Origin of the sequence: Providencia sp. PROV201, assembly GCF_028479545.1 — a bacterium.
GTDB lineage: Bacteria > Pseudomonadota > Gammaproteobacteria > Enterobacterales > Enterobacteriaceae > Providencia > Providencia huaxiensis.
In genome coordinates, this window is record NZ_JAMPNW010000033.1 from 1 (window position 1) to 15,883 (window position 15,883).

A 15,883-nucleotide genomic window follows, 5' to 3' on the forward strand; every position below is an offset into this window, starting at 1 on the left:
ACAAGCACCCTGTTTTTATTCTCTACTTATTTTTATTCAACTCACTTTGCCATTTCTATTTCGATTGCACCAGCAATCATATTAATATCAATGATATCAAAATAATCATAACCAACTGAATTTAAATATTTTTATTTAAAAAATGAACGACAAAAAGATTTGTTTAGAGTGAATTTTTGCTATGATTGCCGCGGGTGCTTGGATCATTTTGGTTCAAGCCTTGCGAGAGCCAAAAAGACGAAAGCCCCGAATTAGATGTTAATCTTAATCCGAGGCAGTCTCCAACTCTCAACAATTGGATTCTGTCTCCTTTTAAAAAAGGAGTCAAGAGGAATGGCCAAAATTGCCCTTCTGGGGCTAGTTACCGTGTGCCTTACGGTATTGTGTTTTTCGTTATTGATGCAAGAAAGGCTATGCTCTTTCAGTATCAGTAGCGGAAGCACGCTGGTTCAAGCTACGTTATTCTGCGATAACTAGCCTTGTGGGGGAGTTTTCCCCCACATTTCTCTCTGATGATGAGTTGGTGATGCAAGCACCCTGTTTTAAGCTACGGCCGATAAACCTTTATATTTTCATAACCTTGTTCCTTTAGGTATAGCGCTTGCAAGCGGCTCATTACCCCACGGTCACAATATAATAAGTAGGTTTTATCTTTTGGTAAGTCACCAAATTGCGTGCTCAACTTATAGAATGGAATATGCTTAACTTCCATTCCATCCACGTTTAATGGTTTATCTTCAAATTCATCAATTGAACGAATATCTAAAATCACTTCATTTTCAATTGAAAGCTCACTCACCATTTCAATTTCAGGGACTTTTTCAAGGCTTTCTTGTGCAATTTGGCGAATATCAATATTTTGCGCTTGTTCAACAACAGACTCTAAAATACCGAAATCAAAGTTGCCCTCTTCCGCTTCAATACGCGCTTTCACCGCTTTCACTGTTGGGCTTTTTGAAATCACACCACAATATTCAGGCATGGTTTTAGCAAAATCTTCAGTACCAATTTGGCGAGCTAGCTTGATAATGTGTTCTTTATCATGAGAAATTAGCGGCCTTAATACGAGGGTATCAGAAGCATTATCAATTAAGCGCAGGTTTGTTAGAGTCTGGCTTGACACCTGCCCCAGTGCTTCACCCGTAACAATCGCCTGAACGCCATAACGTTCTGCAACTTTAGATGCGGCTCTTACCATCATACGTTTGAGCACAACACCCATTTGGCCATCATCCACTTTTTCTAAAATTTCAGCCACAACTGGCTCAAAGTTGACAGCAATAAAACGAACTTTATGGGAGCTACCAAAACGGTTCCACAGATAATGTGCAATTTGTTTCACACCAATTTCATGTGCAGCGCCGCCTAAATTAAAGAAGCAATAGTGAACACGACAACCACGACGCATCAACATATAGCTCGAGACACCTGAATCAAAACCACCAGAAATGAGTGATAACACATCCTCTTGGGTCCCGATAGGGAAACCACCGATACCTTCAATACGTGCTTTAACTAAGATAAGTTTATCATCTTCGATTTCTAAGTGGATCGTGGTATCAGGATCCTTAAGCTTAACTTTTGCAGACGCAATGTGCTGGTTCAGCCCACCACCAATATAGCGTTCGGCATCGATGGATGAAAACTCATGTTTACCGCGACGTTTTACCCGCACACAGAATGTTTTATTTTCTAATGACTCACCATAGGCTTCGTGTGTCATTTCGTAAATATGATGTAGACTGGTAAATGGTTTTTCTTCCACTTCGAGAATATGGTGAATACCTGGGATACGCCCTAGCATGTCACAAATTTCGTCGTGTTTTGTTTCCCCCTTCACACGCACTTCAATGTTATCCCAATTACGGACAACCGAAATTTCTTCGCCAAGTGGTTTAAGCACGTTACGGATATTACTGGTCAAAATTTTAATGAAACGTAGCCTAACAGTTTGGCTTTTAATGGTAATTTCTGGGAATAACTTAATGATAAACTTCATAATAGCTGCATGTTCATGGTGGTTGGGGGCAAACGAATGTGCCTTAACAGAGACACATGACACGTTACCAATTGTCAATAATGAGGCGTATTATAACACTATCTTGCGGGTTGAATCTAAAAACCCCAATAATAAATTGTAACCGTAGCAAGACTGCGTTAGTCTGCTGAATATTTAAAATCCCTCGAATTAACTGATTTCACATTAGTGGCTAAATATTATGGCTAAAGAAAAAACTCAGCAAGTTCCAACTGTTAGTTTTGAAAACTCGCTTCAAGAGCTAGAGCAGATCGTCGCTCGCCTAGAATCTGGTGAGCTTCCCTTAGAAGATGCCCTTAATGAGTTTGAACGTGGTGTTCAAATTGCTAAACAAGGTCAAAAAGTACTACAGCAAGCTGAGCAACGTGTACAAATTTTGCTGAGTGATGACGAAAATAAACCTCTAGCCGATTTTTCACCTGATACTGAATAAATTATGTCTGAACAACATTTAGATAGCTTTACGCAGCAACAAAAACAGGCCTACGACAGAGTCAATCAATACCTATTAGATGCCTTAAACGCACTGCCATTTACAGACCTTCCACTTGCACAAGCAATGCGTTATGGCACATTATTAGGTGGAAAACGTTTACGCCCATTTTTAACTTATGCCATCGGCTCTATGTTTGGTGTTAGCCAAGAAAATCTTGATGCCCCTGCAGCCGCCGTCGAATGTATTCATGCTTATTCATTAATCCATGATGATTTACCTGCAATGGATGATGATGATTTGCGTCGCGGCCAACCGACTTGCCACATTAAATATGGTGAAGGTAATGCGGTACTTGCTGGAGATGCATTGCAAACATTGGCATTCCAACTGCTGTCATCGGCACCTATGCCAGATGTTACTGATAAAGACCGCATAGCGATGATTGCAGAGTTATCATACGCAAGCGGTTTAGCTGGTATGTGTGGTGGGCAAGCTCTTGATTTAGATGCGGAAGGAAAGCAAGTTAACCTTGAATCCCTCGAGCGCATTCATCAACATAAAACAGGTGCATTGATTCGTGCAGCAATCCGTCTTGGTGCTTTTGCAGCCGGTGAAAAAGGCCAACAATTACTGCCTGTTTTAGACAAATATGCACAATCCATCGGCCTTGCCTTTCAAGTACAGGACGATATCCTAGATGTTATCGGTGATAGTGAAGTTACGGGTAAACGCCAAGGAACGGATGCCGAACATGAAAAAAGCACCTACCCATCGCTATTAGGCCTTGAAGCAGCACAAAAAAAAGCACGTGAGCTATATCATGATGCGATAGATGCTTTAGAGACTCTCCAGTCCCATGGATATAATATAGAAATGCTAAGTGCTTTAGCTAATTTCATTATTGAGCGTAAAAGCTGACAATATGCTTTGCCTTTTAGCTACAAGAAGATCGATAATTACGGCAATTATTACCTTAATGCATCTTCGAATCATACCTATAGCCCCAAAAAATAGATGGATGACTTCTTAATCAATAGAGTTATAGGCAGACGATAAACGAAGGCAACCCAACAGCACATAGAAGCCTTATGTCGCTAAATACTGAGAATAGTCATTTTATTGTGGCTAAGTAAGTTGGGTTTTTTATTAATTATAAGTGAGCAACTAATGAGTATTGATATCGCTAAATATCCAACGCTAGCCTTGGCAGAGACACCAGATGAGCTTCGTCTGTTGCCTAAAGAGAGTTTGCCTAAGCTTTGTGATGAACTCAGACAATTTTTACTGAGTAGCGTGGGTCGCTCTAGCGGTCACTTTGCTTCTGGTCTCGGTGCTGTTGAACTCACCGTCGCATTGCATTATGTCTATAAAACTCCATTTGATAACCTTGTTTGGGATGTCGGCCACCAAGCCTACCCACATAAAATATTGACGGGTCGCCGTGACCGTATTGATACCATCCGTCAAAAAAATGGTTTGCATCCCTTTCCATGGCGTGAAGAAAGTGAATATGACATTTTAAGCGTTGGCCATTCCTCAACATCCATTAGTGCCGGTTTAGGTATGGCCATTGCCGCAGAAAAAGAGCAACAAAGCCGTAAGACGGTTTGTGTGATTGGTGATGGCGCGATCACTGCAGGAATGGCATTTGAAGCGATGAACCATGCAGGGGATGCCGCACCTGATATGTTGGTTATCTTAAACGATAACGAAATGTCTATTTCAGAAAATGTTGGCGCACTCAACAACCACTTAGCTCACTTGCTTTCTGGAAAGCTCTACACAACATTGCGTGAAGGTGGCAAAAAAGTTTTTTCTAACATGCCACCGATTAAAGAGCTACTGAAAAAGACAGAAGAACACATTAAAGGCATGGTTGTACCGGGAACCATGTTTGAAGAATTAGGTTTTAACTATATTGGCCCTGTTGACGGCCATGATGTTGTTGCCTTAGTTCAAACGTTAAAAAATATGCGTGATTTAAAAGGCCCGCAATTTTTACATATCATGACCAAGAAAGGCCGAGGTTATGAGCCGGCAGAAAAAGACCCTATTAGCTGGCACGCGGTTCCTAAATTTGACCCAAGCACATTCACTTTACCCAAAAGCAAAGAGACAGGGCCGACTTTCTCTAAAATTTTTGGTGATTGGCTATGTGAAGAGGCTAAAAATGATAGCAAATTGATGGCTATCACCCCTGCTATGCGTGAAGGGTCTGGTATGGTTCGCTTCTCTAAAGAATTCCCAGACCAATACTTCGATGTCGCGATCGCTGAACAACATGCGGTCACATTTGCAGCCGGCCTTGCCATTGGTGGCTATAAGCCTATCGTTGCCATCTATTCCACGTTCTTGCAACGCGGTTACGACCAAGTCATTCATGATGTGGCTATCCAGAAGGTTCCTGTCATGTTTGCGATTGACCGAGCTGGTGTTGTCGGGGCAGATGGGCAAACTCACCAAGGTTCTTTTGATATTTCATTTCTACGCTGTATACCAACAATGGTTATTATGGCCCCAAGTGATGAAAATGAGTGCCGCCAAATGCTACATACTGGCTACCATTACCAAGATGGCCCATGTGCAGTGCGTTACCCTCGAGGCACAGGAACAGGCGCTGAATTACAGCCATTATCACCACTACCTATTGGTAAAGGTATTATTCGTCGCCAAGGTGAAAAAGTCGCTATCTTATGCTTTGGCACATTATTAAGCCACGCATTAGTCGCTGCCGAGCAACTCAATGCAACTGTCATTGATATGCGCTTTGTGAAGCCTTTAGACGAAGCCCTGATCCTTGAAATAGCCGAGACTCATGATGTTCTTGTCACTCTCGAAGAAAATGCCATCATGGGTGGTGCAGGTAGCGGCGTGAATGAATTCTTAATGCATGAGAAAAAAATTATTCCAACCTTAAACCTTGGTTTACCTGATTATTTTATTTCTCAAGGTACCCAAGAGGAACTTATTGCTGAATTGGGCTTAGATTCCACTGGTATTGTTAATTCTATTAATAACTACTTAGCCAAATAATTTTTATCTTTAGGGCATTGCATTAACAATACAATGCCCTATTCAATCACAAAGCCAATCACTCTTATTCCTTTTCTTAATACACTAAAAAAGTATTTATCTCCCTGTTATTACTGACTCATTCATGTTCATTAAAAAAATATGTCACATTTTTATTATATTTCAAGATCATTAAAATAAAATATAAAACTAAATACAATCAGTTTATCTACAACAATATTCAGCTATTTACCTGAAATAAGAATATAAACAAAGCTTTTATCTTGAATGTGAGTTTTTACAATAAAGACATGCAAATTATTTTAAAATCTATTAATATGAACTTTGTCACTATAGGACTGAGTAATTTAGTCTCTGAGTTATATTCGTAAAATATCATTTTGAAAATGACAACTAATTTCTATAACGAATATATTATTTTAACAATTTTAACCGAAAATTAATAAGTAATTATTTTGTTTTCTTAATTAACAAACCAGGAAACAAATAAACGCTATTCCAACTACAATTTTCATATAGTTTATTTTTATTTAATCAATTTTAATAAATAGATTTGGGAGCGCTTATGTGTGGACAATTTATTAATGAACCCTTGTATTTATCTATTGCGAACTGGGTAATGAAACAAGGCCGCTGGACAACAGCTAGAGAGATATCTAACAACTTTGGTATCCCGCATCCTAATGCCGTCAATATTGTTTCTTATATTTTATCTGATGTTGCTGAAATTCAGTGTGAAGTAAAAATGATCCCAAATAAATTATCGGGACGAGGTTGCCAATGTCAGCGGCTTATTAAAGTTAAGAAAATTGATAACCAGCTTTATGCACGTTTAAGAAATCATCAAGCTGAAAAAGTCACTATCGATTCTCCTATAAAAGCAGCTTCTATGCCGCCAAGTGAATTAAATCGAGAGCAAAAATGGCAATGGATGCTATCAAAATCACAACGTCGCTAAACCTATTTCTTAGCTTCACACCAATAAAAAACGCAGACTTCACCAGCTGCGTTTTTTTATTTTACGGCCTTTTTGTGAATCACTGCCCCTTAGGTTTTACATCCGTTGTACCAAATAATTGGTGTCGATTAACTTCAAGCTCTGTTAAGGGCTGAGTTTCTTGTAGGTATTGCTGATACCGACCGGCTAAGTCTTGATATTCTTTAGTGTTTAACCGCTTCCAATGCAGTTCTTCATCAGTCACTGAGCGTAAAAAACGTGCTGGACTTCCGACTAACATCTGACGGCTTTCTCCTTGAAAACCGGCTTTAACAAAACTCATCGCAGCAACAATGCTTTCCTCACCAATCACAGCACCATCCATAACAACACTGTTCATTCCAACCAAAGCATCACGGCCAATAATGCATCCATGTAGAATAGCTCCGTGGCCTATATGTCCGCATTCATGGACAATGGTTTCTACATCACTGTAGCCATGCATGATGCAGCAGTCCTGAATATTCGCGCCTTTTTCTATGATCAATCGTCCATAATCCCCACGTAAAGAGGCGTTAGGCCCAATAAAAACTCCTTCGCCGATAATAACATCACCAATCACTACCGCTGATGGGTGTACATATGCGGTAGGGTGAACAACTGGGATCACCCCTTCAAAAGCGTAAAAGCTCAAAATTCACCTCGCTGCTAGCTTAACTAGCGCCCTTTCCAACTTGGTGAACGTTTTTCGGCAAATGCGAGTGGGCCTTCTGTTGCATCTTCGGAATGTAAAACCGCAGGGTAGTTTGTCAGTACACCGCTGCGCATGAGTTTATACCCCTCTTCAACAGTGAGCTCCCCTGTCGCACGGAAAATTTCTTTCAGTGCAGCGACAGCAAGTGGCGCACTTTGGGTGATTTGCTCCGCTAACTGACGCGCTTTGTCCATTAAGTTTTCAATTGGTACAACATCGTTAGCAATTCCCCAACGTAATGCTTCCTTCGCATCCATTCGCCTACCCGTCATTACCATTTCGTTCACAATGGGTGCTGGAAGAATTTTGGGTAAGCGTAAGACACCGCCGCTATCAGGTACAATGCCAAGTTGTGCTTCTGGTAATGCAAAGCTAGCATTTTCAGAACAAATAATCATATCTGCTGCTAAAGCCAGTTCGAAACCTCCACCAAACGCATAACCATTTACAGCTGCAATGACAGGCTTATTCAAATTGAAAATTTCAGTAAGCCCTGCAAAACCACCAGGACCAAAATCAGCATCTGGGGCTTCACCTTCTGCAGCAGATTTTAAATCCCAACCGGCAGAGAAGAACCGCTCGCCAGCACCGGTGATAATCGCAACGCGTAATGATGGGTCATCACGGAAGTTGAGAAAAACCTCACCCATTTTGAAACTGGTTTTCGCATCAATTGCATTCGCTTTAGGTCTATCAAGTACGATTTCTAAAATGGAGCCATTACGGGTAACTTTTAATGATTCGCTCATAGTGCAATCCTTTAGTGATCATGCGTTCGCATTTTGGCTGCAAATGGTTACAACCAAAACGTTCGCGTAATTAATAGAATTATTCGATTATTTCAGGTGTTTTTTCAGTACTTTCCCAGAACAGTTACGCGGTAAATCCTTACGTACCTCAACCCATGACGGCACTTTAAATTTCGCCATCTGCTTTTCACAGAAAGCGAAAAACTCTTCCTGCGTTAAGGTTTCACCCTCTTCTAGCACAATAAAGGCTTTAATTGCTTCATCACGAATTTCATCAGCAACACCTATCACGGCCACGTCAACGATAGCGGGATGTGAAGCAATGATATTTTCAATCTCACTGCACGAAACGTTTTCACCGCACCGTTTGATCATGTTCATGCTTCTATCCACAAAATAGAAAAAGCCATCGTCATCTTGATAAGCAAAGTCTCCGGTATGCATCCAGCCTTGTTTATCGAAAGCTTTCTCCGTTGCTTCTGGGTTGTTGTAATACTCTTTAAATAAGGTTTTTCCGCGTTCACCTTTAACACAGAGCTCGCCTACCACCCCTGCTGCAACAGGTTTGTTATTTTCATCCCTGATTTGTGCTTTATAGCAAAAACCGGGGCGGCCAATAGATGGCCAGCGACGAATATCACCGGGCCTATCGCCAATCAACCCCACGATGGTTTCCGTCATGCCATATGAGGTCAGAAAACTCTTCACCGCAAAACGCGCCATAAATTGTTCTTTTTCCTCATTACTCAAATTGAGATAGAACATCGCTTCACGTAAACAATGGTCTTTTTCGTTATCCGCCAGAGGTTGACTTAATAACGTGCGGATCATCATTGGGATCAACTCAACCACCGTCGCTCGATGTTTCACGACTTGTTGCCAAAAACGTCGTGCACTGTACCTTTCGAGTAACACAAAAGTAGCGCCCACCGAAAAGGCGGCCATGGACACGGTGCACTGGCAATCGATATGAAAAACAGGCATGACAGTCAGATAAATATCATCTGAGCGCAGGGTGTTCTGCCAAGAAGAGTAGTAACCCGCAAAACGTAAGTTATAGTGGGTAATGATCACCCCTTTGGGTTTTGAGGTCGTACCCGAAGTAAATAAAATTTCCGCAGTATCATCAACACTTAACGCAATGAGTTGTGTCAATTCAATGGGTTTTTGTGCTTGTTCAAGCAAAAAGTCTGAAACGCCGTTTTGTTGTTTAACGGGGGTATCTGAAATTAAAAAAATATGTTCAAGGCTGGTACTTTCATCATCAAGTACACGTTGATAAATATCTAAAAAAGTCGCACAAGTCACGACCATCCGTGGCTGGCAGTTTTGCATAATCCAAGCGGCTTCATTGTATTTATAACGTGCATTAACAGGGACCATAATCGCCCCAATTTTTGCCAAGCCAAACCAGCAAAAGAAAAACTCTGGGCAATTATCTAAATGTAAAGCAACCTTATCCCCTTTTTGAATGCCATAAGCTAAAAAGAGGTTTGCTGTGCGATTAATGTGTTCATTCATCTCTCTATAACTGAATTCACGAACATTTCCATCGCAGGATTCAAAGATAAGCGCCTTATTATTACCGTGGGTTAACGCTAAATCATCCCACATTTGACGCAAATTTTGTTTACCGATTACATCCATTAATTGCTTCCCATCATTTCCCTGATGAATATTCAGGCCAATGGATTAATTGACCTGAATATTCATTCAATTAATCCACTATTTTGGCCAGTCCTTTGTCGACTAACCCCCGAATATCTGTTTCGCTATATCCAATATTTTTCAATATATCAGTGGTATCCATGCCATGTGATGGCATACCGCGCCATATTTGGCCCGGATTATTTTTGAATTTTGGCATAACGTTTGGACCACGACATGTGCGCCCATCCATGGTCTGCCAACTGGTAATCGACTCCCGAGCTATGTATTGAGGGTTAGTATCTAGCTCAGGAATAGTTAATACTTTCGCACTTGCAATGTTCAGCTCAGCCAACCTTGCTAACACCTCATCAATCGAGCGTGCGCCTAGCCATTCATCGAGTTTTTCTTCCATTAAAGGTCCATAAGGACATTCAATTCGATGAATGAGCTGAGTCCCTTCGGGTATTTCTGGCGTTCCTAGTAAATGACCAAGACCAATATCTTTAAATATTTCTTGTACTTGAGTGATACCAACGACTTCCATCACAATATAGCCATCATTACAGCTATAGAGCCCACAACCCGCGTAGTACGGGTCTTTCCCTTTGGTCATACGTGGGCAAATTTCGCCACCATTGAAGTAATCCATCATGAAGTATTGCCCCATACGCAACATCACTTCGTACATGGCGATATCAATGCTTTCCCCTTTACCCGTTTCACGCGCTTTATACAGTGCTGCGAGAGCTGCTGTTGTGGCGGTCATGCCAGAAAAATAATCTGCGGTATAAGGGAAGGCAGGCATTGGCTGGTCTTTATCACCATTTTGGATAAGATAACCACTGAAAGCCTGTGCAATGGTATTGTAGGCCGCTAGGTTAGTGTATTGAGGGTCGCCATATTGTCCGAAGCCTGATAAATGAGCGATAACCAATTTTGGGTTGTGTTCCCAAAGTACCTCATCGGTGATCCCTCTACGGGCAAATGCGGGTCCTTTACTAGCCTCAATGAATATATCCGTTGTTTCCATTAGCTTCAGGAATGCTTCTCGCCCTTCATCTTTAAAGATATTCAGTGATAATGCACGCAGGTTACGCCTTGATAACTGAGGATAATTAGGCTGAACACGAATGGTATCCGCCCACGCTACGTTCTCTATCCAAATCACTTCTGCGCCCCACTCTGCAAACATTTGTCCTGCAAATGGGCCGGCTATTTCAATCCCTGAAAATACCACTCTGACCCCAGCTAATGGGCCAAACTCTGGCATAGGTAGATGCTCTGCCATGTTCTCGTCTCCTGTGAAACTTGGTTGGCTCGCTAAAAAAGCCAACCTATAAGCATTCAGTTATTAGCGGTACTGTTTCAGTACACTGCGGCCTAGTGTTAGTATTTGCATTTCATCTGAACCACCAGATACACGATCCACACGTAAGTCACGCCAGAAACGTGCAATTCGATGCTCACCTGCAATTCCGACACCGCCGAGTACTTGCATCGCAGAATCCACAACTTCAAACGCCGCATTTGCACAGAAGTATTTACACATCGCTGCATCACCCGAGGTGATCAATCCGTTGTCACTCTTCCATGCAGTTTCATATAACATGTTGCGCATTGAATTGAGCTTGATCGCCATATGTGCAAATTTTTCTTGAATTAATTGGTAACGACCAATTGCTTCACCGAATTGAACACGCTGATTTGCATAGCGAGCCGCGTCTTCGAACGCACACATTGCTGTACCGTAGTTAGTCAGAGCCACAAGGAAACGCTCGTGGTCAAACTCTTCTTTCACACGGTTGAAACCATTACCTTCACGGCCGAACATATCTTTTTCATCAAGTTCAACGTTATCAAACGTGATTTCACAGCAGCTATCCATGCGTAAACCCAGTTTCTCAAGTTTATTCACCTTGATACCCGGTTTGCTCATATCCAAGAACCACTCAGTAAAGACAGGTTTATCTGGCGAATCCGCATCACGGCTCATCACCACGATATACGGTGTGTAGGCACTACTGGTGATAAAGCATTTGCTACCATTAAGATAAACTTTGCCATTACGACGTTGATAAGTGGTTTGCAAGCTACCGACGTCAGAACCGGCACCCGGTTCAGTGATCGCAGAGTTCCACATTTGTTTACCTGTGCCGCGAAACGCCATAATTTTATCAATTTGCTCTTGAGTCCCTTCCCTCAGTACGGTGTTAAAACCACCCGGTAATTGGTACAGCACATAGGTTGGTGCACCTAGGCGGCCTAATTCCATCCATACTGCAGCTACCGTAATAAACCCTGCATCTAAGCCGCCATGTTCTTCTGGGATCAGCAGGTTATCGATTTCCATGTCCGCTAAGGCTTTTACAAAACGTTCAGGATATTGGCTGTCGCGGTCGCACTGTGCGAAATAGCTCTCCCAGTTTTCACTGGCCATCAGTTCACGGATCCCTGCGACAAACAACTCCTGCTCATCATTCAATCTAAAATCCATATCAATAACCTCTTACATGTTGTTTTTGAATAAATTAGTCATTTTTCCAATGCACTTTGGCATCTTTAATAAAGGAAAGCGTTACCATGATGTTGACGAAAAAAAGTGGGCATCCTCCAGCAATTATCGCGGTTTGTATTGGTTTTAATCCGCCTAGAGCCAGCAATACAATGCCGATAACACCGACTAAGACAGACCAACCGATACGTACTAATAATGGTGGCTCATCACCCTCTTTCACTGCGCGACAAGTCGACATAGCGAGAGTGTATGAACAAGCATTAATCAGTGTGACCGTGGCGATAAAGCAGAGGATGAAGAAGCCCCAAATTGTTACAGTGCTCAAAGGTAAGGCAGCCCATGTCTCAATGATGGCGCGTGCAACGCCGAATTCTTCAATCAGTTTTGGAATGTTGATAATGTCTTTATCAATCAGTTGTAGAGTATTACTTCCTAAAATAGTCCAAATTAATGTCGATCCTGCGGTTAAACCCGCAACCATACCAATACACAATTCACGGACAGTACGGCCTTTCGATATACGTGCGAGGAAGATACACATTTGAATGGCATAGATAACCCACCATGCCCAGTAAAATACTGTCCAGCCCTGTGGGAAACCACTTTTACCAACCGCATCTGTATAGAACAGCATACGTGGCATATACATCATTAGGACACCGATAGAATCGGTAAAGTAGTTAACAATAAAGCTAGCACCACCAACGATAAATACCCATCCCAACATCAAGAAACTGAGATAACTACGTACGTCACTGGCAATCTTCACCCCTTTTTGCAGGCCGAAAGCCACACAAATTGCATTTAGAATGATCCAGCAGAAAATGATGATGGCATCAAGTTGTAAGGTATGTGGAATACCAAATAAATATTGAATACATTCAGTAACCAACGGTGTTGCTAACCCTAGACTGGTTCCCATTGCTAATATCAAAGCAACGAGATAGAAGTTATCAACAAGAGTCCCAAACCAACCATTGACACGTTTTTCCCCTACCAGAGGAACTAACGTACTACTTGGACGAATAACATCCATTTTGCGGACAAAGAAGAAATAACCGAATGCGACAGATAAGAAGCTATAGGTCGCCCATGGTAATGGCCCCCAATGGAACAAGCTGTATGCAAGCCCGATATTTTTGGCCTCGTTTGAATAAGATTCAAAGCCAAAAGGCGGTGTAGAAACATAATAATAGATTTCAATCGACCCCCAAAAAAGTACCGCTGCAGAGGTACAAGATGCGAACATCATGAAAATCCAGCTCGCACGGCTAAATTCCGGCTTCTCTTCTCCTAAACGTTTTTTGGCATAAGGCCCCAAAATTAGCCAGAACCATCCACCAAACATCACAACCATGTACCACTCAAATGCCCAGCCCCACACATTAGTGACATAGCTGAAGACTTGGTTGATCACTTCATTTGAAGCATCAAGGTCACGGACAGTTAGCCAACACAATAGTCCAACAATGATCAACGGTGGAAAAAAAACTTTTGGTTCTATTCCACCCTTTTTATTTTCTTTGCTCATAGTTCGTTCCCAATTTATTATTTAATATATAAGCTTTAAGAATAGATATTATTTAACACCTCATTACTTATTTATTATTAAATCCCATAAACCCCTAAAAATTCAATTCCGCATTAATTCAATCACTATTCAAATCATGTCGATTCGTCATTAACAATTCTGTTATTAAGGTCACAATATTATTCGTGATAAATAATTGTTATTATTTATTCCATTTGAAATGATTTTAAATACCAATAAATACATAGAGATAAAATATTGTGTAACATTAATGTTATTAAATACCTTCAGTATTGGTGATTAGGGTAGCAATATTGAACATTTCGTTGATAACTTGATGATTTTTACAGTATTGGTGAGTAGGGTATCAGTATGAATATTTAAACCGACTTTATTTTAAGGTTTTCAATATTGGTGACCTAGGTTTTATTTTTAAATATCCAGTTCATGATAATTATATAATCCGAAACCGAAACGGATCATATTTATTAATATTATTTTAGGAGATGTAATGAATATTATTACATGCTATAAATCTGTTCCTGATGAACAAGATATTATTGTAAATAGCGCAGATGGTTCTTTAGATTTTTCACGTGCTGATACCAAAATCAGTCAATATGATTTAAATGCAATTGAAACCGCTAATCAAATAAAAGCGCAGCAAGCTGACAGTAAAGTGATTGCGTTAAGTGTCGGTGGTAAAGCACTGACCAACATGAAAGCACGTAAAGACGTTTTATCTCGTGGCCCAGATGAACTTGTGGTTGTTATTGATGACCAACTGGAACAAGCCTTACCACATCAAACGGCTCTGGCCTTGAGCTCTGCAGCTCAAAAAGTCGGTTTTGATTTAATTATTTGTGGTGATGGTTCCGCTGATTTAAATGCACAACAAGTCAGTATCTTGATGGGCGAAACACTGCAAGTTCCTGCCATCAACGGTGTGAAGAAAATCGTTTCAATCACCGCTGACACGGTAGTTATAGAGCGTGAGCTAGAAGATGAAATTGAAACGCTGTCCATACCATTACCAGCCATTGTCGCTGTTACCTCCGATATTAACGTTCCCGTTATTCCATCAATGAAAGCAATTTTAGGCGCGGCTAAAAAACCCGTTCAAGCTTGGACGATGGCTGATATTGGTTTAGATAACGTTGCAGCTCTTTCTGCGCAATCTATTGCGGCACCTAAGCAAAAAGTCCGCCAGCGCATCATCATTGAAGGTGATGGCGAAGACCAAATTGCACAATTTGCTGAACATTTAAGAAAAATTATTTAATCGGAGGCGTTATGAGCAAATTATCAACCGTTTGGGTATTTAGTGACATGACTTCTCGCTTACCTGAACTTATCGGTGGCGCCCTTGCTCTAGGAGAGCAAGTCAATGTATTAGCACTTGATGACACACAAAGCTCACAAGCTTTCCAACTCGGTGCAACGCAAGTTTTTCAACTGGCAGGTAAACCTGACGATCGCATTATTGAAGATTATGCGGACACTATCGTTTCAACCATCAAACAGCATGGCGATAACGGTTTATTGCTATTACCTAACACCCGTAGGGGTAAATTATTAGCAGCACGTTTAGGCGCTAGACTGCAAGCAGCCGTTTCTAACGATGCGGCAGCAATTACAGTCGAATCAGGAAAACCCGTTATTAAACATATGGTTTACGGTGGTCTAGCCTTTGGTCAAGAAACCTTAGAGAGCTCATTTTCGATTGCCACCCTCGCGACAGGCACATTTGAAGCTGCACAAAATGATGCATCACGTAGCGGTACGGCTCAAGCTGTACAATGGGTCGAACCAAAACAATCTATTGTACGTACCTCGGTTCAGAAAAAAGCAGGTAACTCCGTTGAACTAGACAAAGCGCGTCTGGTAGTCAGTGTGGGTCGTGGGATTGGTAGCCAAGAGAACATTGCAATAGCCAAAACATTAGCAGATACCATTGGTGCTGAAATTGCCTGTTCACGCCCAGTCGCAGAAAATGAAAAATGGATGGAACATGAGCGCTACGTTGGGATCTCCAATTTGATGCTCAAACCAGAGCTTTATCTCGCAGTAGGGATTTCAGGTCAAATCCAGCACATGGTTGGTGCAAATGGAGCCCAAATTATTGTGGCCATTAACAAAGACAAAAATGCCCCTATTTTCCAATTCGCAGACTATGGGATCGTTGGGGATTTATTCAAAATCCTCCCGGTACTCACTCAACAACTGGCTAAATAAACCAA

13 protein-coding genes are annotated in these 15,883 nt (G+C 41.4%); 6 read left to right on the forward strand and 7 right to left on the reverse strand.

What is annotated here, in order from left to right:
- Window positions 1–547 precede the first annotated feature (547 nt).
- Window positions 548–1,999, reverse strand: a complete 1,452-nt coding sequence (thiI, locus tag PR809_RS18975; protein WP_195698218.1) for a tRNA uracil 4-sulfurtransferase ThiI — start codon at window positions 1,997–1,999, stop codon at window positions 548–550.
- Window positions 2,000–2,219: 220 nt separating this feature from the next.
- Between thiI and xseB the strand changes: the two genes are divergently transcribed.
- The 4 genes from xseB (at window position 2,220) to caiF (ending at window position 6,465) form a co-directional block, all read left to right on the forward strand.
- On the forward strand, window positions 2,220–2,471 hold the full coding sequence (gene xseB / locus PR809_RS18980; RefSeq protein ID WP_004914571.1) for an exodeoxyribonuclease VII small subunit: 252 nt from the start codon (window positions 2,220–2,222) through the stop codon (window positions 2,469–2,471).
- Window positions 2,472–2,474: 3 nt separating this feature from the next.
- Entirely contained in the window at window positions 2,475–3,392 is a 918-nt protein-coding gene (gene ispA / locus PR809_RS18985; RefSeq protein WP_102139032.1) for a (2E,6E)-farnesyl diphosphate synthase, read from the forward strand.
- 249 nt (window positions 3,393–3,641) lie between these two features.
- On the forward strand, window positions 3,642–5,507 hold the full coding sequence (dxs, locus tag PR809_RS18990) for a 1-deoxy-D-xylulose-5-phosphate synthase (protein WP_166266705.1): 1,866 nt from the start codon (window positions 3,642–3,644) through the stop codon (window positions 5,505–5,507).
- 565 nt (window positions 5,508–6,072) lie between these two features.
- Window positions 6,073–6,465 (forward strand): carnitine metabolism transcriptional regulator CaiF, encoded by a 393-nt coding sequence (gene caiF / locus PR809_RS18995; RefSeq protein WP_166266703.1) that lies wholly within the window; start codon window positions 6,073–6,075, stop codon window positions 6,463–6,465.
- Window positions 6,466–6,544: 79 nt separating this feature from the next.
- Here the strand turns inward: caiF and caiE are convergent, their stop codons facing one another.
- From caiE to caiT, 6 genes are all read right to left on the reverse strand, one after another.
- Entirely contained in the window at window positions 6,545–7,138 is a 594-nt protein-coding gene (gene caiE / locus PR809_RS19000; RefSeq protein WP_166266701.1) for a carnitine operon protein CaiE, read from the reverse strand.
- Between the two features lie 23 nt (window positions 7,139–7,161).
- The gene (gene caiD / locus PR809_RS19005; protein ID WP_102139028.1) at window positions 7,162–7,947 is read right to left on the reverse strand and encodes a crotonobetainyl-CoA hydratase; all 786 of its coding nucleotides are present in this window, start codon (window positions 7,945–7,947) and stop codon (window positions 7,162–7,164) included.
- Window positions 7,948–8,034: 87 nt separating this feature from the next.
- Entirely contained in the window at window positions 8,035–9,594 is a 1,560-nt protein-coding gene (gene caiC / locus PR809_RS19010; RefSeq protein WP_206276475.1) for a crotonobetaine/carnitine-CoA ligase, read from the reverse strand.
- 70 nt (window positions 9,595–9,664) lie between these two features.
- Window positions 9,665–10,885, reverse strand: a complete 1,221-nt coding sequence (caiB, locus tag PR809_RS19015) for an L-carnitine CoA-transferase (RefSeq protein ID WP_166266695.1) — start codon at window positions 10,883–10,885, stop codon at window positions 9,665–9,667.
- A gap of 63 nt (window positions 10,886–10,948) precedes the next feature.
- Window positions 10,949–12,091, reverse strand: a complete 1,143-nt coding sequence (caiA, locus tag PR809_RS19020; RefSeq protein ID WP_102139025.1) for a crotonobetainyl-CoA dehydrogenase — start codon at window positions 12,089–12,091, stop codon at window positions 10,949–10,951.
- Window positions 12,092–12,125: 34 nt separating this feature from the next.
- Window positions 12,126–13,643, reverse strand: a complete 1,518-nt coding sequence (caiT, locus tag PR809_RS19025; protein ID WP_102139024.1) for an L-carnitine/gamma-butyrobetaine antiporter — start codon at window positions 13,641–13,643, stop codon at window positions 12,126–12,128.
- A 511-nt stretch (window positions 13,644–14,154) separates the two neighbouring features.
- Between caiT and fixA the strand changes: the two genes are divergently transcribed.
- A complete protein-coding gene (gene fixA / locus PR809_RS19030) occupies window positions 14,155–14,925 on the forward strand; it encodes a putative electron transfer flavoprotein FixA (protein ID WP_206276474.1) in 771 nt (256 codons plus the stop codon).
- Window positions 14,926–14,936: 11 nt separating this feature from the next.
- Window positions 14,937–15,878 (forward strand): FAD-binding protein, encoded by a 942-nt coding sequence (locus PR809_RS19035; protein ID WP_206276473.1) that lies wholly within the window; start codon window positions 14,937–14,939, stop codon window positions 15,876–15,878.
- The last annotated feature ends 5 nt before the right edge of the window (window positions 15,879–15,883 follow it).